This is a genomic window from Enterobacter sp. 940_PEND, assembly GCF_001059415.1.
Taxonomy (GTDB): Bacteria; Pseudomonadota; Gammaproteobacteria; order Enterobacterales; family Enterobacteriaceae; genus Enterobacter; species Enterobacter cloacae_M.
The window spans coordinates 104,565-122,751 of sequence record NZ_JUMS01000078.1; the positions used below are offsets into that span (position 1 = coordinate 104,565).

An 18,187-nucleotide genomic window follows, 5' to 3' on the forward strand; every position below is an offset into this window, starting at 1 on the left:
TGGGTTTGCGCCCTCTCCCTGTGGGAGAGGGCCGGGGTGAGGGCATCAGACCGCACGCTTGCCCAGCGGCACCACCAGCGGCGTACCCGCCACCGGATCGTCAATAATCATGCAGCGCATGCCGTAGATCCGCTCAATCAGATCCGGCGTCACAATCTCTTTCGGCGCCCCCTGCGCCACTATCTCACCGTCTCGCAAGGCAATCAAATGCGTGGCGTAGCGGCACGCCTGGTTTAAGTCGTGCAGCACCGCCGCCAGGGTATACCCCTGCGTGCGGTTCAGCTCGCTCAGCAGCTCCAGAAGATCAATCTGATGGCTGATGTCGAGCCAGGTCGTCGGCTCGTCCAGCAGCATGATGGAGGTCTCCTGAGCCAGCACCATCGCGATCCACGCCCGTTGGCGCTGTCCGCCGGAGAGGGTGTCCACGCTCTGCTGGGCGAGCTCGGTGATGCCCGTCGCCTGCATCGCGCGGTTCACCGCCTCGTCATCTTCCTTTCGCCAGCGGGTAAACAGCGGCTGATGCGGGTAGCGACCGCGCGAGACCAGCTCCTGCACCGTGATGTCGCCCGGCGTGGTGGCGTTTTGCGCCAGCAGACCGATGCGTCTGGCCACCTCCTTGCTGGCGAAGCGCTGGATATGCTCCCCGTCGAGGAACACGCTGCCCTCAGCCGGCGTCATCAGGCGGCTCAGCGTGCGCAGCAGGGTCGATTTTCCGCAGCCGTTCGGGCCGATAATGGCCGTGAAGTGGCCGTCCGGAATGGCAACGGATAAGTCACGGGCAATGATTTTTTTGCCGTAGCCGAGGGTGAGGTTTTCGCCGCGCAAGCGGGTGGTTGTGTCTGTCATTTCCTGCGTGACTCCTGAACGAGCAAGACGATGAGGTAAATTCCGCCGAGGCTGACGGTTACCACGCCCACCGGCAGTTGATAAGGCATAAACAGCCGCTGGGCGCAGAGATCGGCGGCCAGCAGCAGCAGCCCGCCGCACAGCGCCGCCTGGGTTAATCCCCAGCGCGCCGTGCCGCTAAGTCGCCGGGCGATGTGCGGCGCTACGAGGGCGATAAACGAGATTGGCCCGGCAATCGCGGTGGAGGCGGCGGTCAGCAGTACGGCGACCAGCATCAGCATCAGGCGCGAGCGTTCGACGCCCACGCCCAGCGCGCAGGCGCTATCGTCGCCCATCTCCAGCAGACGCATACGGCGCACCAGCAGCAGCGCGCCGATAAACATCAGCAAAATCAGCGGCGCGGCGGGCCAGATTTTGCCCCACGTCAGGCCGTTGAGGGAGCCTGCATACCACAGCCCGGCGGAGAGTGCGGTTTCCAGAGAAGCCTGCAACAAAAGCCAGGTGTTAAACGCCATCAGCATCGCGCGGATGCCGATCCCGATAATGATCAGCCGGAAGGTGTCAATGCCGTTGCGCCAGGCCAGGGCCCAGATAAGCAGCGATGTCAGAATGCCGCCCGCCATCGCCGTAAAGGTAATGGCCGTCAGATGTTGCCCGAACAGCACCATCGCCACCAGCACGCCGCTCCAGGCACCGGTGTTGAGGCCCATCACGTCCGGGCTGCCCAGCGGGTTGCGCATCAGCGACTGGAATATTGCGCCGCTCACGCCGAGCGCCGCACCGACCAGAATCGCCATCGCCACGCGCGGCAGTCGCCACTCCGTCACCACCATGGTGATGTTGCGCGGCGCGCTGCCGAGCAGGGCGTTAAACACCTGAGAAAAATCAAGCGTCACCGCGCCGCTGCGCAGGCTCCAGACCGCCAGCAGCAGAATGGCGATAAGCAGCAGCAAGACGCTGGTGAGTAAACGACGGGACGGGGCCATCATGCGCCACCTCCGCGTTTACGGCGAACCAGGAAGATCAGCACCGGCGCGCCGATAAAGGCGCTGACCACCGAGACGCGCAGCTCGCCGGGCACCAGCAGGCGGCCCAGCACGTCGGCAAACAGCAGCAGGGCAGGGGTCGCCAGCAGCGTCACCGGCAGCGACCAGCGGTGATCCGCCCCCACCAGCCAGCGCGCCATGTGCGGCATCATCAGGCCGATAAAGGCGATCGGGCCGACCACGGCGGTCGCGCTGCCGCACAGTACGGTGATGGCGAACAGACCAATCAGCTGCGTGCGCGCCACGCGGTTGCCGAGGGCGGTCGCGGTGTCGCTGCCAAGGCTCAGGCTGTTGAGCGACCGGCTTAAAAACAGCGCCACGGCGGCAGCGATAATGACCGGGATCGCCACCACTTTTAGGGTTTCAAGGGTGCGGATATCCAGCGAACCGGCCTGCCAGAAGCGCAGTTGGTCGTAGACGTCCGGGTTGAGCAGAGCGATGCCGTTGGACAAGCCCTCCAGCACCGCCGCGAGCGCCACGCCCGCAAGCGTCAGGCGGACCGGACTCAGCTGCCCGCCGCCCTGGCTGCCGGTAAAGGCGACGACCAGCGAGGCGGCCAGCGCGCCGCAGAAGGCCATCACCAGCTGTTCAGAGGGTGAGGTCAACCCGAACAGCGCCGCGCCGAGCACGATGGCAAAGCTGGCGCCGGAGTTAACGCCGAGAATGCCGGGGTCCGCCAGCGGGTTACGGGTGAGGGTTTGCATCAGGGCACCGGCAAGGCCCAGCGCGCCACCGGCCAGCAGTCCGGCAAGCGTGCGGGGCAGTCGGGCGTCGAGCACGATGACGCAGTCGGCGCTCTGGCAGGTGCCGGAGAGCGCATCAACGATAACGGACGCGGGCAGCGGCTTCGCGCCGACCAGCAGGCTGAGTGCAGCCGCAAGGCTCAGGAGCAGTAGTAAAACGGGCACGGCAACGGCGCGCACCGCAGAAGAGGAAAACGACATAGCAACATCCATGATTTGATAATGATAGTGATTATCGTTATCTATCTTATTTGGCTATGTTAGCATGTGCGCCCATGGAAAGGGTAGAAATAGACTCAAGGCTTTGTCATGAATCAAAAATCCTGGCTGCTCAACCTCAGCCTGCTGAAAACGCACCCGGCGTATCGCGCCGTTTTTATCGCTCGCTTTATCTCCATTTTGTCCCTCGGGCTGCTCGGCGTGGCCGTGCCGGTACAGATCCAGACCATGACCCACTCCAGCTGGCTGGTGGGGTTATCCGTCACCTTAACCGGCGGGGCGATGTTTATCGGCCTGATGGTCGGCGGCGTGCTGGCGGACCGCTACGAGCGTAAAAAACTGATCCTGCTGGCGCGCGGCACCTGCGGCGTGGGCTTTATCGGGCTGTGTCTGAACGCGATGCTGCCGGAGCCGTCGCTGATTGCGATTTACGCGCTGGGGCTGTGGGACGGTTTCTTCGCCTCGCTGGGCGTGACGGCGCTTCTTGCGGCAACGCCCGCGCTGGTCGGGCGCGAGAACCTGATGCAGGCGGGGGCGATTACCATGCTCACCGTGCGTCTGGGCTCGGTGATTTCGCCGATGGTGGGCGGCCTGCTGCTGGCGACCGGCAACGTGGCGTGGAACTACGGGCTGGCGGCGGCGGGAACCTTCATCACCACGCTGATGCTGCTGCGTCTGCCGCTGCTGCCGCCTCCGCCGCAGCCGCGCGAGCATCCGCTGAAATCGTTGATGGTCGCGATTCGTTTCCTGTTCAGCAACCCGCTGATTGGCGGGATTGCGCTGCTCGGCGGCCTGCTGACCATGGCGAGCGCCGTGCGCGTGCTCTACCCGGCATTAGCGGGAGCGTGGCAGATAAGCGCCTCGGAGATTGGTCTACTGTACGCCGCCATTCCGCTCGGCGCGGCGTGCGGGGCGCTGACCAGCGGCAACCTGGCGCAGAGCGCGCGTCCGGGGTTGATTATGCTGCTTGCCACGCTGGCCTCGTTTATCGCCATCGGCTTCTTCAGCCTGATGCCGGTGTGGGCTCTCGGGGTGCTGTGTCTGGTGATTTTTGGCTGGCTGAGCGCCATCAGCTCGCTGCTGCAGTACACCCTGATCCAGACCCAGACGCCGGAAAGGATGCTCGGGCGCATTAACGGCCTGTGGACGGCGCAGAACGTGACGGGTGATGCGATTGGCGCGGCGATCCTCGGCGGGCTGGGCGCGATGATGACCCCGGCGGCCTCGGCGAACTGCGGCGGGTTTGCGTTAGCGATGGTTGGCGGGATTTTGTTAGTGGCGCTGGTGGAGTTGCGGCGGTTCAGGCAGGAGGTTGTGTTGAACGACGGGGCGGCCTGATGCCCTCACCCCGGCCCTCTCCCACAGGGAGAGGGAGGGGAAATGCCTACTTAAACAATGCATTCAATCTGTCTAACACCAACATCGCGCTGTAATAATCCAGGCGGAACGTCTCCGTTCCCAATGCCCAGACCCGTTTGTTTTTCACCGACGGCAAATGCGCCAGCAGCGGGTTGGCGTAAATCGCATCCACGTCTTTCTGATCGCCGGCAAACACAAACAGCCCTTCGCCGTTCAGCCCCGTCGCCAGGTTTTCCCCTCCCAACTGAATGATGTCGTGGCGTTTGCCCTGGCTTTTTGAGGTGTGCAGTCCGGCGGGCAGCTCCGCCAGCGTAAAGCCCAGCTGGTGCAGCAGCTTGCCCTGCGCCGATTCCGCAGTCCACAGGTTGGCGCTGTGCGCGGCGGCGGTATAGACGATGGCGTTGACAGGCTGCGGCGGCAGCTTCATCTGCTCTTTCACCTGCGCGAGCTGTTTATCAAAGGCGGCAATGCGCTCTACGGCCTGTTTTTCCTGCCCGGTAATGGTGCCCAGTAGGGTCAGCAGTGCCTGCCAGCTTTTGTCGTCGTAGTTGATGATAAGCGTCGGCGCGATAGCTGAGAGCTGATCGTACAGCGCCAGTGCGGAATCCCCGCCGGTAGCGCTGATCAAAATCAGATCCGGCATCTGGGCGGCGACCGCTTCGGCGCTCGGCTCGCCGATGTACAGCCGTGCAACCTTGCGCTGTTTCGCAATATCACCCCACTGGCGCAAAAAGCCCTGCGCATCCGCCACGCGGTTGTTCGGCGTGGTGGCGCCGCTGGCGACGACCGGGGCGTCAATCGCCAGCAGGGAGCCGGTTAAGGTCACGCTGGTGGAGACAATGCGCGTCGGTTTGCTCTCAAGCGTGTGAACGCCTCGGCTGTCGGTCACCTGACGCGGCCAGTCGGCGGCAGCGGCTGAGGCAAGTCCTAAAACAAAAAGTCCAGATAAAAGCAGGGTATTACGGAATAGGGCAGGGAATTTCACAGCGCGACATCCTGTTTTTGTTGAAGATAATGCTTCTCATTTTCATGGTTGCCGCGAAGGGATGCAAGCTTTTGTCGCACAAGTTATTTGTCTGACGGTTGACAGCGAAGCGATGTGGGATTAGGTTAGCCGACGAAAATATAAATGATAATCATTATTGCTTCTTTTATCATTTTGAGGAGGATGATATGGACACGTCCCTGGCTGAGGAAGTTCAGCACACCGCGACCACGCTGCAATCAGACAGCTTTTTCTTTATGTCGCCTTACCGCAGTTTTACTACCTCAGGCTGTTTTGCCCGCTTCTCTGAACCCGCCGTCGGCGGCGACGATCCGGCGGGGCACTTCCAGCAAAAATTAGCCCAGGCCTTCCGGAATGCGAAAGCCAGCGGCATCGCTCATCCGGTGATGGTAGGGGCTATTCCGTTCGATACTCGCAAGCCATCTTCTCTGTTTATTCCGCAGCGCTGGCAGACCTTTTCCCGTCCCGCGCGTCAGCAGTCCGCACGCTATTTCTCCGGCGCGCAGGCGCTGAAGGTGGAACAGCGCACCGAGATCCCCGCTCAGCCCGTGTTCGAAGAGATGGTCGCGCGCGCCGCGTCGCTCACCGCCACGCCGCAGGTGAATAAGGTAGTGCTGTCGCGCCTGATTGATATCGCCACCGATAAAAACATGGATAGCGGTGCGCTGATGGAGCGGCTGATCGCCCAGAACCCGGCGAGCTTTAACTTCCACGTTCCGCTGGAGGACGGCGGCGTGCTGCTCGGAGCCAGCCCGGAACTGCTGCTGCGCAAAGAGGGCGCGCACTTTAGCTCGCTGCCGCTGGCAGGCTCCGCGCGCCGCCAGCCGGACGACGTATTGGATCGCGAAGCGGGCAATAAGCTGCTCGCCTCCGAAAAAGACCGTCACGAGCACGATCTCGTAACCCAGGCGATGAAGGCCATTCTGGCACCGCGCAGCCACCACCTGAGCATGCCGTCTTCCCCGCAGCTCATCACCACGCCGACGCTGTGGCATTTGGCGACGCCGGTTGAAGGTGACGCGCGTGACAACGAAAACGCCCTGACGCTGGCCTGCCTGCTGCACCCGACCCCGGCCCTGAGCGGCTTCCCGCATCAGGCGGCAAAAGAGCTGATTGCCGAGCTGGAGCCGTTCGACCGCGAGCTGTTCGGCGGCATCGTCGGCTGGTGCGACAGCGAAGGCAACGGCGAGTGGGTGGTGACCATCCGCTGCGCGCGTCTGCATAAAAACACCGTTCGCCTGTTTGCCGGCGCGGGCATTGTGCCGGCCTCCTCGCCGGTGGGCGAGTGGCGCGAGACGGGCGTGAAGCTCTCCACCATGCTTAACGTGTTTGGCCTGCACTAAGGAACGCTCATGACTATTCCCTTTACCCGCTGGCCTGAGGAATTCGCCCGCCGCTACCGTGAAAAAGGCTACTGGCAGGATCTGCCGCTGACCCACATCCTGACGGATCGTGCGGACAGCGATGCCGTGGCGATTATCGACGGCGAGCGGCACATCACCTACCGCGCGTTTAATCAGGCGGTAAACAATCTGGCGTCCGCTCTTCAGGCGCGCGGGCTGCAGCGCGGCGAGACGGCGCTGGTGCAGCTCGGAAACGTGGCCGAGTTCTACATCACTTTCTTCGCGCTGCTGCAAATCGGCGTCGCGCCGGTGAACGCGCTCTTTAGCCATCAGCGCAGCGAGCTGAACGCTTACGCGGAGCAGATCAAACCCGCCGCGCTGATTGCCGATCGCGACCACGGGCTGTTTGCGGGCGATGATTTTCTTAACACCTTTGTGGATGCGCACCGCTCGATTCGCGTCGTGCTGCTGCGCGGCGATAAGGACGAACACGCCCTGGAAGCGGCGATTGCGCGTCCGGCGGACAATTTCATCCCGAACCCAACGCCCGCCGACGAAGTGGCGTTTTTCCAGCTTTCCGGCGGTAGCACCGGCACGCCGAAGCTGATCCCGCGCACGCACAACGATTACGACTACAGCATTCGCCGCAGCAACGAGATTTGCGGCATCACCGCCGATACGCGTTACCTGAACGCGCTGCCCGCGGCGCATAACTACGCCATGAGTTCGCCGGGATCGTTAGGCGTTTTCACCGCGGGCGGCTGCGTGATGCTGGCGAACGATCCGAGCGCCACGCTCTGCTTCCCGCTGATTGAACGGCATCAGATTAACGTCACCTCGCTGGTTCCTCCGGCGGTGAGCCTCTGGCTGCAGGCGATTGCCGACGGCGCGGGAAGCGCGCAGCTTAAATCCCTCAGGCTGCTGCAGGTGGGGGGCGCACGTCTCTCCGCCACGCTCGCGGCGCGCATTCCGGCGGAAATCGGCTGCCAGCTTCAACAGGTGTTCGGCATGGCGGAAGGGCTGGTGAACTACACCGCGCTCGACGACGCGCCGGAACGCATCATCAACACCCAGGGCCGCCCGATGTGCCCGGACGACGAAGTTTGGGTGGCGGACGAGAACGGAAACCCGCTGCCGCGCGGTGAGGTTGGGCGTCTGATGACGCGCGGGCCGTATACCTTCCGCGGCTATTTCAACAGCCCGGAACACAACGCCAGCGCCTTTGACGCCGACGGCTTTTACTGCTCCGGCGATCTGATTGCCATTGACGAGCAGGGCTACATCACCGTGCAGGGGCGCGAGAAGGATCAGATCAACCGCGGCGGCGAGAAGATCGCCGCCGAAGAGATTGAAAACCTGCTGCTGCGCCACGAGTCGGTGATCCACGCCGCACTGGTGAGCATGGAGGACAGCCTGCTGGGCGAAAAAAGCTGCGCGTATCTGGTGGTGAAACAGCCCCTGCGCGCGGTCGAGGTGCGCCGCTTCCTGCGCGAGCAGGGCGTTGCCGAATTCAAGCTGCCGGACCGCATGGAGAGCGTGGATGCGCTCCCGCTAACGCCGGTCGGTAAAGTCGATAAGAAACAGTTGCGCCTGTGGCTTGCTGAACGCGCCCGGGGCTGAGGAACAGAGTATGGCCATTCCAAAATTAACCGCTTACGCGCTGCCGACCGCCGCAGATCTGCCGACCAACAAGGTGAACTGGGCGTTCGAGCCTGAGTGCGCCGCGCTGCTAATCCACGATATGCAGGAGTATTTCCTGAACTTCTGGGGCGAAAACAGCGCGATGATGCAGCAGGTGGTGGCGAATATCGCCAGACTGCGCGCTTACTGCAAAGCGCACAATATTCCCGTCTACTACACCGCCCAGCCGAAAGAGCAGAGCGACGAAGACCGCGCCCTGCTGAACGACATGTGGGGGCCAGGCCTGACCCGCTCACCGGAGCAGCAGCGCATTATAAGTGAACTGACCCCGGACGAAGCGGACACGGTGCTGGTGAAGTGGCGCTACAGCGCGTTTCACCGCTCGCCGCTGGAGCAGATGCTGAAAGAGACGGGCCGCAACCAGCTGCTGATTACCGGCGTCTACGCCCACATCGGCTGCATGACCACCGCCACCGATGCCTTTATGCGCGACATCAAGCCGTTCTTTATCGCCGACGCGCTGGCGGATTTCACCCGCGACGAGCATCTGATGTCGCTGAACTACGTGGCAGGGCGCTCGGGCCGCGTAATGATGACCAACGAGCTGCTGCCTTCCGTTCCGGCGACCAAAGCAGCGCTGCGCGAGCTGATCCTGCCGCTGCTGGACGAGTCCGACGAGCCGATGGATGACGAAAACCTGATCGACTACGGCCTGGACTCGGTGCGCATGATGGCGCTGGCCGCCCGCTGGCGCAAAGTGCACGGCGATATCGACTTCGTGATGCTGGCAAAAAATCCCACAATCGACGCCTGGTGGGCGCTGCTCTCCCGCGAGGTGAAGTGATGGGGCTGGATTTCACTGGTAAAACCGTCTGGGTGACGGGCGCGGGTAAGGGGATTGGCTACGCGACGGCGCTGGCGTTTGTGGAGGCGGGCGCACGGGTGACCGGCTTCGATCTGGCGTTTCCGCTGGGCGATTATCCGTTCGCCACTGAAACCCTGGACGTGGCGGATGCCGCGCAGGTGCATGAGGTGTGCGGGCGTGCGCTGGCGTCGCTTGAACGGCTGGACGTGCTGGTCAACGCGGCGGGCATTCTGCGCATGGGGGCGACGGACCAGCTTTCGCAGGAGGACTGGCAGCAGACCTTCGCGGTTAACGTCGGCGGCGCGTTCAACCTGTTCCAGCAGACGATGGGCCAGTTCCGCCGTCAGCAGGGCGGGGCGATAGTCACCGTGGCGTCCGACGCGGCGCACACGCCGCGCATCGGCATGAGCGCCTACGGCGCGTCGAAGGCGGCGCTGAAAAGCCTGGCTATGACCGTCGGGCTGGAGCTGGCGGGCAGCGGCGTGCGCTGTAACCTGGTGTCGCCGGGCTCAACGGACACCGATATGCAGCGCACCCTGTGGAAAAGCGACGACGCGGAGCAGCAGCGTATTCGCGGCTTTGGCGAGCAGTTCAAGCTTGGCATTCCGCTGGGCAAAATAGCTCGTCCGCAGGAGATAGCCAGCACGGTGCTGTTCCTTGCATCCGATGCCGCCAGCCATATCACCCTGCAGGATATCGTGGTGGACGGCGGCTCCACGCTGGGGGCGTAAGATGATCTGGAAACGCCATTTACCGCTCGAGGAGCTTAACGCGACCAGCCTGAACACCCTGGTGGCACATCTCGGCATTGTCTATACCCGTCTCGGTGACGACACGCTGGAAGCGGAGATGCCGGTGGATGCGCGCACCCATCAGCCGTTTGGCCTGCTGCACGGCGGCGCGTCGGCGGCGCTGGCGGAAACGCTGGGGTCGATGGCCGGTTTTCTGATGACCCGCGACGGGCAGAGCGTGGTGGGGACGGAGCTTAACGCCACGCACCATCGTGCGGTCTCTCACGGCAAAGTGCGCGGCGTTTGCCAGCCGCTGCATCTGGGGCGTTCGAGCCAGAGCTGGGAGATTGTGGTATTCGACGAGCAGGGGCGGCGGTGCTGCACCTGTCGGTTGAGCACGATGGTGTTGGGCTAAGCCAGGCAGATCAAAGTGATCGGCTTAACACTGTGGTGTAAATCTCTGGTTTGACCACGCATTATTGCGTTTCAAAGTTGTTAAATTTTTCCGGTTGTTCTAGAAACAAAATGTAACATCTCACTGTTTCACAACAACGGACAACAACTATGAACAACTCAGGGAAATACCTTATATGGGCAGGGCTCTCCGTTGTGGGAGCCTTTGCCCTGGGCTATATCGCCCTCAACCGGGGGGAACAGATCAATGCGCTCTGGATCGTCGTCGCCTCCGTCTGCATTTATCTGATCGCGTACCGTTTTTATGGCCGCTATATCGCGAAGAACGTTCTGGCCGTTGACGCTACGCGCATGACGCCTGCCGTCCGCCATAACGACGGGCTGGACTACGTGCCGACCGACAAAAAAGTGCTGTTCGGTCACCATTTTGCGGCGATTGCCGGAGCGGGTCCGCTGGTGGGGCCGGTGCTGGCGGCGCAGATGGGCTACCTGCCGGGGATGATCTGGATCCTCGCGGGGGTGGTGCTGGCGGGCGCGGTACAGGACTTTATGGTGTTGTTCGTCTCCACCCGCCGCGACGGGCGTTCGCTGGGTGAGCTGGTGAAAGAGGAGATGGGGGCAACCGCCGGGGTGATTGCGCTGGTGGCGACCTTTATGATCATGGTGATTATCCTCGCGGTGCTGGCGATGATCGTGGTGAAAGCGCTGACCCACAGCCCGTGGGGGACCTATACCGTTGCCTTCACCATTCCGCTGGCGCTGTTTATGGGGATCTATATTCGCTACCTGCGCCCGGGCCGCATTGGTGAGGTGTCGGTAATTGGCCTGGTATTCCTGGTGTTCGCCATTATCTCCGGCGGCTGGGTGGCGGAAAGCCCGACCTGGGCGCCGTTCTTCGACTTTACCGGCGTCCAGCTGACCTGGATGCTGGTGGGCTACGGCTTTGTGGCGGCGGTGCTGCCGGTATGGCTGCTGCTGGCTCCGCGTGACTATCTCTCTACGTTTTTGAAAATCGGCACCATCGTCGGGCTGGCGATCGGCATTCTGATTATGCGCCCGACCCTGACCATGCCTGCGTTAACCAAATTCATCGACGGTACCGGCCCGGTCTGGACCGGTAACCTGTTCCCGTTCCTGTTTATCACCATCGCCTGCGGCGCGGTGTCGGGCTTCCACGCGCTGATCGCTTCCGGCACCACGCCGAAGATGCTGGCGAATGAAAATCAGGCCTGCCTGATCGGCTACGGCGGCATGCTGATGGAATCCTTTGTCGCCATCATGGCGCTGGTCTCTGCCTGCATCATCGACCCGGGCGTGTATTTCGCGATGAACAGCCCGATGGCGGTACTGGCACCGGCTGGCACCGTTGACGTGGTGGCGTCCGCCGCGCAGGTAGTGAGCGGCTGGGGCTTTGCGATTACCCCTGATACGTTGACGAGCATCGCCAGTGAAGTGGGCGAGCAGTCGATTATCTCCCGTGCGGGCGGGGCGCCGACGCTGGCAGTGGGGATGGCCTACATCCTGCACGGCGCGCTGGGCGGGCTGATGGACGTGTCGTTCTGGTATCACTTCGCCATCCTGTTCGAGGCGCTGTTTATCCTGACGGCGGTGGATGCGGGAACCCGTGCGGCGCGCTTTATGCTGCAGGACCTGCTGGGGGTGATCTCCCCGAACCTGAAGCGTACCGATTCGCTCCCGGCTAACCTGCTGGCGACGGCGCTGTGCGTGCTGGCGTGGGGATACTTCCTGCACCAGGGCGTGGTTGATCCGCTGGGCGGGATTAACACCCTGTGGCCGCTGTTTGGTATCGCCAACCAGATGCTGGCGGGAATGGCGCTGATGCTCTGCGCGGTAGTGCTGTTCAAGATGAAGCGCCAGCGTTACGCGTGGGTGGCACTGGTGCCAACCGCGTGGCTGCTGATCTGTACCCTGACGGCGGGCTGGCAGAAGGCCTTCAGTCCGGACAACAAGGTGGGCTTCCTGGCGATTGCCAACAAATTCCAGGCGATGATCGACAGCGGTAAGATCCCGGCGCAGTACACCGAGTCCCAGCTGTCTCAGCTGGTGTTTAATAACCGTCTGGACGCCGGGCTGACCATCTTCTTTATGGTGGTGGTCGTGGTGCTGGCGTTGTATTCTCTGAAAACCGCGCTGGCGGCGTTGAAAAACGATAAGCCAACGGCGAAAGAGACGCCGTACGAGCCGATGCCTGAAAACCTGGAAGAGATTGTGACCCAGGCGAAAGGGGCGCACTAACCTGTGTGCCGGGTGGCGGCTTCGCCTTACCCGGCACACATTTCTTCTCCGGCCTTTCTCTTCGGGAGAGGGCCGGAAACAAACGAGACACTGATTATGTTCGACACCCTTTCCAAAGCAGGTAAGTACCTGGGCCAGGCCGCCAAAATGATGATTGGCGTGCCGGACTACGACAACTACGTCGAGCATATGCGCGTTAACCATCCGGACCAGACGCCCATGACCTACGAAGAATTTTTCCGCGACCGCCAGGATGCCCGCTACGGCGGCAAGGGCGGGGCGAAGTGCTGTTAACCCTCTTTCGGTAAATAGAGGCTGATCTGTTCCTGCTTGCAGCCGTAGATCGCCGCCAGCTTTTCACGGGTGCGCTTTTGCGGACGGGAGTCAAGCGCTTCCAGCTGCGACACGGCGGACTGGGTGATGCCGAGTTTTTCCGCCACCTCCTGCTGGGACATGCCGCGCAGGATACGCCACGCGGCCTGCAGGCTGACGTTCTGCCAGGTCATGATGCTGCATACTTCTCCCGGCAATTCCACGTCATCCAGATTATCGTGTTCGACTTCAATATCCTCCAGATCGTCATCGGTTTCGTCGTCAATTTCTGCCATCTGTAAGAGCATACGAAAATATTCGTGATAGGGAATAACGACGTACTGCGTTTTCCCATTATCGTCCTTGATTAGCTGTACAGCCATAGTTGGCACTCTCCTCATGCAGGTAAGTCGTTGAAGTTCTGCGCTTGACGGCCAAAACATAACAATGGTCATCGGGAGCGTCCCGAAGCGTATAGACGATGCGGTAATCGCCTACGCGAAGCCGGAAATGATTTTCTGTCGTCGATATTTTTTTGATATCGGGCCGGGGAGCCGAGCTGTCATCCAGCTCGGAGAGCTTTACCTCAATTCGACGCTGATATCGCTCGTCAATTCTGGAAAATGCCTTTTTTGCACCATTTGACCAGACAATCTTCATCCGTACCTCCACTGTACGCCCACACAAAATATAAGGAAATAATAAGGCTATTAGATAAATTCCGAATTTCTAATGGGATACTGTAGAGCGGTGAAATAACCGGAGAAAGCGGCAAAACGCGAACCGTCGAGGGCGCTCGGAAACGCCTCTGCCGGGCGACAGAGGCTTGCAGGGAGATTGCGATCAGGCGTTCAAACCGCCGTCCACGTCCAGGCCGGTACCGGAGATCTGCCCGGCCGCCGGGCTGGCAAGAAACGTGACCGCCGCCGCGACGTCTTCCGGCTGACCGTAATGACCCAAAGCAATAAGCTGACGCTGAGAGTCAGCCTGTTCCCCGTCTTCCGGGTTCATATCGCTGTTGGTGGGGCCGGGGTGCACCAGGTTAACGGTAATGCCGCGCGGCCCTAAATCACGAGCCAGCCCGCGGGTGAGGGAATTCAGCGCCGATTTGGTCATCGAGTAAACGGCAATGCCCGGCTGCGCCACGCGGTTTGCCAGACAGCTTCCGATGTTGATAATGCGCCCGCCGTCGGACATGTGCACCAGCGCTTCCTGAATGGTGATCACCACGCCGCGAATATTGACGTTGATAAGGGCGTCAATGTCCGCCAGCGTCATGGACTCCAGCGGGCCGCCGCGCGCGATCCCGGCGTTGTTGACCAGAATGTCCAGCCCGCCAAGAGAACGCGCCGCATGGGTGACGGCATCCTGAATCGCCTGCGCGCTGGCGCTGTCGGCCTGCACGGCTTCGCTGTGGCGCCCCAGCGCCTTAATCTCATCGGCGACCGCCTGGGCTTTATCGGCAGATTTTTCATACGTAATAATCACATCCGCACCGGCGCGCGCCAGCGACAGGGCAATCGCACGACCCAGCCCGCGGCTGGCACCGGTAACCAGCGCCTTTTTACCTGTTAAATCGATCTGCATGATGACCTCGTTACGAGAGTGGTAAGAATCATCATTAGGTATAGCCTGTCGGGGCGATTAACGGCTGAAGGATTCCACTTTCTCAAACGCGGCGCGCAGAACGTCAGGCGTTAACGTAACAGGTAAATAGTGAATCGACTCCACCGGGCGCAGGGTGTGGGCGATGACCCGATCCAGCTCGTCGCGGTTATTGATGTCGACGTCCAGCTCGCGCAGCGTGGTCGGCAGGTTAAAACGCTGGTACGCCGCGACCAGCTGCGCCAGCACGTCGTCCTGGCCGAGCAGGGCGCTCTGCACCAGAATCCCGTAGGCTACCTTGGTGCCGTGCAGGTATTTTTCCGTCTGCGGCAGCACGGTTAAGCCGTTGTGTACCGCATGCGCCGCCGCCACGCGAGTGTAGCGCTCGCCCAGGCCGCCAACCATTCCGCCGCCGGCGACGATTGCATCGACCACGTCCCGAAACGCCTGCGTCTGTTCGCCGCGCTGCTGGTCGGCCAGCGCCTCTTCGCTGCGCGTCAGCAGCACGTCGCGGATCGCCAGCGCGCCGTTGATGCCCAGCCGCACGGTCAGCGGCAGGTTCTCCGGCTCAGGTGCCAATACCACCGCTTCGTACCACTTCGCCAGCGTATCGCCGATGCCCGCCAGCAGATACTCCGCCGGGGCGTTAAGGACGATCTGCGGCTCCACCAGCACCAGGAAGTTGGCGTCGTCGAAGATCTCAAAATGCAGCGCCTGACCGGCATCGTTGTACCAGACGGAGAGCGGGGTCCACGCCGCGCAGGTGGCGGCAATGGTGGGGATGCCCACGAACGGCACCCCTAAGCGGCGCGCCACGGCCTTGACGGTATCCATCACCGCGCCGCCGCCGACGCCAATCACCACGCTGGCGTCGCTGCCGGATTCATTCACCAGATGGGTGACGTCGCGCTCGCTGCAGTGGCCTTTAAACAGCAGGCGTTTCGCTCCCGGCGCGTTAAAGCTCTCGGGCAGGAAAGGGCGCGCGCCTTCGATAGCGCGCTCGCCGTAAATCCACACCGCGCGGGAAAGCTGTTCCGGGGTAAAGAAGTTATCCAGCCGCGCAAGGCTTCCGGGATGAGAGAAGTAGTTCGCCGGGCCAGGCACGACGCGGATATCGGTGTTGCTCATGATGGTGTCCTTTTTGCGGAAGCGCTAACCCGATGTTATGTCTGGACATCCGGATGGCTAATAATATTTCGCTTTAACTTATGCCTTTTCCGTCGTTGTCAGTCAACCGGAGCTGTGAAAAATTCGATAAATCAGAAGAGTAATGAAGGATTTACGCGGATGGTTTCCAGTCGCCTTGAGATGCGCGGTATTAGCCTGGCCTTTTCCGGCTTTCAGGCGCTGTCGCGCGTGGACTTTACCTTAACCGGCGGATCCGTACACGCCCTGACCGGCGCCAACGGCGCGGGGAAATCGACGCTGATGGCGGTGCTGTGCGGCACGCACGACCACTATGAGGGCGAGATCAGCATCAACAACCAGCCGGTGAGCATCCGCGAACCGCTTGACGCCAAACGGCTGGGGATCCATCTCGTGCAGCAGGAGGTGGACGTGGCGCTGATCCCGGGGTTAAGTATTGCCGAAAACATCATGCTCGACCAGCTGGCGCAGCCGGGGCATCGCTTCAGCTGGCGCGCGATCCGCCAGCAGGCGAGACAGGCGCTGGCGCAGCTCGACGTGACGCTGGACGTTCGCCGTTCCATCGACGGCTGTTCGCTGGCCGAAAAGCAGCAGATTTTGCTGGCGCGGGCGCTGTCCCACCACTGCCGTTTTTTGATTCTTGATGAGCCCACCGCGCCGCTGGACGCGCATGAGAGCGAGCGCCTGTTTGGGGTGGTGAGACGCTTAAAGCAGCAGGGCATCGGCGTGGTGTTTATCTCTCACCGCATTCACGAGCTGAAGGCCATCTGCGACACCCTGACGGTGTTGCGCGACGGCAAGCTGATCGAGTCCGGCCCGATGGCCGATCTTAGCGGCGAAGCGATCGTCGAGAAGATGCTCGGCCACGTGCTGAGCGATATCTATCCGCCCGCGAGGCCGCCGCACGGCGAAGAGACGCTGCTGCGGGTGGAAGGTCTGCATGACGACGCGCTGCTGAAAGATATCTCCCTGCACCTGCGCAAAGGCGAAATCCTCGGGATTGCCGGGCTGGCGGGCGCGGGGAAAACCGAACTCTGCAAGGCGCTGTTTGGCGCCACCAAAAGCCGCGTGGCGCGCGGTGAGCTGAATCATCAATCCTGGCAGCCGTGCGACCCGGCCGACTCCGTGCTGCGCGGTCTGGCGCTGGTGCCGGAGGAGCGGCGCAAAGAGGGCATTTTTATCGACGAGCCGGTGAGCATGAACCTGGCGGTAACGGCGGATAACAGCTTCTCGCGCTGGAGCCTGTTTGGCCATCGTCAGGCGTGGCGCTGGGCGGAAGAGGTGATAGCCCGCGTCGGCGTGCGCGCGCGTGGGCCGGGGCAGGTGCTGCGCCGTCTCTCCGGCGGCAACCAGCAGAAGGTTGCCATTGGTAAATGGCTGCGCAATGACGCCAGCGTGCTGATCTTCGACGAGCCGACCAAAGGCGTGGACGTGAAGGCCAAAACCGATCTGTTCCAGCTGATTGACGGCCTGGCGCGCGAGGGCAAAGGGGTAATTTACGCCTCGGGCGAATTTGCCGAACTGGTCGGGCTGTGCGACCGCATCTGCGTCCTGTGGGACGGGCGCATCGTGGCGGAAATCGCCGGGGCCGAGGCCCGTGAAGAGACACTACTTTATTATTCAACCGGAGGAACGGCGTCGTGAGCAAGGCCCTTTCAGTGAACGCGGCGGCGTCTGGCCGCCAGCAGATTTTCGATTTTCTCTACAGGTGGGGCATGCTGTTGACCGTCGTCGCGCTGGTGGCCGTCTTTGGCCTGGCGTCGGACAGCTTCCTCGATCCGAACAACATCATCAACATTCTGCGCTCGATTGCCATCGTGACGGTGATTGCCATTGGCGTGTCGATCTCGTTGACCATCGGCGGGTTCGATCTCTCCGTCGGATCCACCGCCTCGCTGGCGAACGCGCTGGTGGTTTCACTTTTCGTCTGGCACGGCTTGGGTACCACCGAGTCGATTCTGATCACCCTCGCGCTCTGCACGCTGGTGGGGCTGTTTAACGCCTTCCTGATCGTCATCCTGCGTATTCCTGACATGCTCGCGACGCTTGCCAGCCTGTTCGTCATTCAGGGCGTGGCGATGACCTACAGCTACGGCGGGTCGATTACCGAGAACATGGTGCTGCCGAGCGGCGACATGGCGGAAGGCACTATTCCGGTGGCGTTCAGCCTGCTGGGGCAGGTGCCGACCATCGTGATCGTCATGCTGGTGGTGACCGTGCTGGCGCAGCTGGGCCTCTCGTTGACCACTCACGGGCGCCGGATGTACGCCATCGGCGGCAACCCCGAAGCCGCGCGTCTCTCCGGCATTCGTACCACGCGCTACAAGGTGGCGGCCTACGTGATTGCCTCGCTGCTGGCGGGCCTGGGCGGGATTTTGCTGGCTTCGCGCATCGGTTCGTCGCAGGTGAATGCGGGCGGCGGATACCTGATGGATGCGGTGGCGGCGGCGTGGATTGGCTTCTCCCTGGCAGGCTCCGGCAAGCCGAACGCGCTGGGAACCCTGGTCGGAGCGGTCATTCTCGGCGTGCTGTCGAACGGGCTGGTGATGCTATCCGTGCCGTACTACGCCATGGACATTATAAAAGGGCTGGTGCTCGCGGTAGCGCTGGCGATTACCTACATACAAAAACGCTGACAACACAACGGGATAAAAA

18 protein-coding genes are annotated in these 18,187 nt (G+C 61.9%); 10 read left to right on the top strand and 8 right to left on the bottom strand.

Going from position 1 to position 18,187, the window contains the following annotated elements; genetic code table 11:
- Window positions 1–45: 45 nt before the first annotated feature.
- Genes fepC through fepD form a run of 3 tightly spaced genes read right to left on the bottom strand, consistent with a single transcriptional unit; the run spans window position 46 to window position 2,836 of the window.
- A complete protein-coding gene (gene fepC, locus ADJ24_RS11235) occupies window positions 46–846 on the bottom strand; it encodes an iron-enterobactin ABC transporter ATP-binding protein (RefSeq protein ID WP_048702463.1) in 801 nt (266 codons plus the stop codon).
- Window positions 843–1,832 (bottom strand): iron-enterobactin ABC transporter permease, encoded by a 990-nt coding sequence (fepG, locus tag ADJ24_RS11240; protein ID WP_074177245.1) that lies wholly within the window; start codon window positions 1,830–1,832, stop codon window positions 843–845. Before fepG ends, fepC begins: the two co-directional genes overlap by 4 nt.
- A complete protein-coding gene (fepD, locus tag ADJ24_RS11245) occupies window positions 1,832–2,836 on the bottom strand; it encodes a Fe(3+)-siderophore ABC transporter permease (RefSeq protein ID WP_023310703.1) in 1,005 nt (334 codons plus the stop codon). The genes fepG and fepD overlap by 1 nt, the downstream gene beginning before the upstream one ends.
- A gap of 108 nt (window positions 2,837–2,944) precedes the next feature.
- Here fepD and entS point away from each other — a divergent pair, with 108 nt between their 5' ends.
- Window positions 2,945–4,192: an enterobactin transporter EntS gene (gene entS / locus ADJ24_RS11250; protein WP_023310704.1), complete on the top strand. Its 1,248-nt coding sequence runs from the start codon at window positions 2,945–2,947 to the stop codon at window positions 4,190–4,192.
- A gap of 46 nt (window positions 4,193–4,238) precedes the next feature.
- Here entS and fepB read toward each other — a convergent pair whose 3' ends face one another.
- A complete protein-coding gene (gene fepB / locus ADJ24_RS11255; protein WP_023310705.1) occupies window positions 4,239–5,198 on the bottom strand; it encodes a Fe2+-enterobactin ABC transporter substrate-binding protein in 960 nt (319 codons plus the stop codon).
- Between the two features lie 188 nt (window positions 5,199–5,386).
- On the opposite strand from fepB, the gene entC reads away from it, so the two are divergent.
- From entC to ADJ24_RS11290, 7 genes are all read left to right on the top strand, one after another.
- Complete coding sequence (gene entC, locus ADJ24_RS11260; protein ID WP_023310706.1) at window positions 5,387–6,562, top strand: isochorismate synthase EntC; 1,176 nt, start codon at window positions 5,387–5,389, stop codon at window positions 6,560–6,562.
- A gap of 9 nt (window positions 6,563–6,571) precedes the next feature.
- Window positions 6,572–8,182: a (2,3-dihydroxybenzoyl)adenylate synthase EntE gene (entE, locus tag ADJ24_RS11265; RefSeq protein WP_023310707.1), complete on the top strand. Its 1,611-nt coding sequence runs from the start codon at window positions 6,572–6,574 to the stop codon at window positions 8,180–8,182.
- A 10-nt stretch (window positions 8,183–8,192) separates the two neighbouring features.
- Complete coding sequence (locus ADJ24_RS11270) at window positions 8,193–9,047, top strand: isochorismatase (protein ID WP_023310708.1); 855 nt, start codon at window positions 8,193–8,195, stop codon at window positions 9,045–9,047.
- Complete coding sequence (entA, locus tag ADJ24_RS11275) at window positions 9,044–9,799, top strand: 2,3-dihydro-2,3-dihydroxybenzoate dehydrogenase EntA (protein ID WP_032668097.1); 756 nt, start codon at window positions 9,044–9,046, stop codon at window positions 9,797–9,799. The genes ADJ24_RS11270 and entA overlap by 4 nt, the downstream gene beginning before the upstream one ends.
- Before the next feature lies 1 nt (window position 9,800).
- Window positions 9,801–10,214, top strand: a complete 414-nt coding sequence (gene entH, locus ADJ24_RS11280) for a proofreading thioesterase EntH (protein ID WP_023310710.1) — start codon at window positions 9,801–9,803, stop codon at window positions 10,212–10,214.
- Between the two features lie 149 nt (window positions 10,215–10,363).
- A complete protein-coding gene (cstA, locus tag ADJ24_RS11285) occupies window positions 10,364–12,469 on the top strand; it encodes a pyruvate/proton symporter CstA (protein ID WP_023310711.1) in 2,106 nt (701 codons plus the stop codon).
- Between the two features lie 96 nt (window positions 12,470–12,565).
- Window positions 12,566–12,763 carry a YbdD/YjiX family protein gene (locus ADJ24_RS11290; RefSeq protein WP_006809671.1) on the top strand — a complete coding sequence of 66 codons (198 nt, stop codon included), beginning with the start codon at window positions 12,566–12,568 and terminating at the stop codon, window positions 12,761–12,763.
- Here ADJ24_RS11290 and ADJ24_RS11295 read toward each other — a convergent pair.
- From ADJ24_RS11295 to ADJ24_RS11305, 4 genes are all read right to left on the bottom strand, one after another.
- On the bottom strand, window positions 12,760–13,164 hold the full coding sequence (locus ADJ24_RS11295; protein WP_023310712.1) for a helix-turn-helix domain-containing protein: 405 nt from the start codon (window positions 13,162–13,164) through the stop codon (window positions 12,760–12,762). The genes ADJ24_RS11290 and ADJ24_RS11295 overlap by 4 nt on opposite strands.
- Window positions 13,136–13,441 (bottom strand): type II toxin-antitoxin system RelE family toxin, encoded by a 306-nt coding sequence (locus tag ADJ24_RS23540; RefSeq protein ID WP_023310713.1) that lies wholly within the window; start codon window positions 13,439–13,441, stop codon window positions 13,136–13,138. Before ADJ24_RS23540 ends, ADJ24_RS11295 begins: the two co-directional genes overlap by 29 nt.
- 183 nt (window positions 13,442–13,624) lie before the next feature.
- Window positions 13,625–14,368 carry an SDR family NAD(P)-dependent oxidoreductase gene (locus tag ADJ24_RS11300; RefSeq protein WP_023310714.1) on the bottom strand — a complete coding sequence of 248 codons (744 nt, stop codon included), beginning with the start codon at window positions 14,366–14,368 and terminating at the stop codon, window positions 13,625–13,627.
- Between the two features lie 57 nt (window positions 14,369–14,425).
- Window positions 14,426–15,514 (bottom strand): oxidoreductase, encoded by a 1,089-nt coding sequence (locus tag ADJ24_RS11305; RefSeq protein WP_023310715.1) that lies wholly within the window; start codon window positions 15,512–15,514, stop codon window positions 14,426–14,428.
- A 159-nt stretch (window positions 15,515–15,673) separates the two neighbouring features.
- On the opposite strand from ADJ24_RS11305, the gene ADJ24_RS11310 reads away from it, so the two are divergent.
- Both ADJ24_RS11310 and ADJ24_RS11315 read left to right on the top strand, forming a co-directional pair.
- Window positions 15,674–17,176, top strand: coding sequence for a sugar ABC transporter ATP-binding protein (locus tag ADJ24_RS11310; RefSeq protein WP_023310716.1), 1,503 nt, complete (start codon window positions 15,674–15,676; stop codon window positions 17,174–17,176).
- On the top strand, window positions 17,173–18,168 hold the full coding sequence (locus ADJ24_RS11315) for an ABC transporter permease (RefSeq protein WP_023310717.1): 996 nt from the start codon (window positions 17,173–17,175) through the stop codon (window positions 18,166–18,168). Before ADJ24_RS11310 ends, ADJ24_RS11315 begins: the two co-directional genes overlap by 4 nt.
- The last annotated feature ends 19 nt before the right edge of the window (window positions 18,169–18,187 follow it).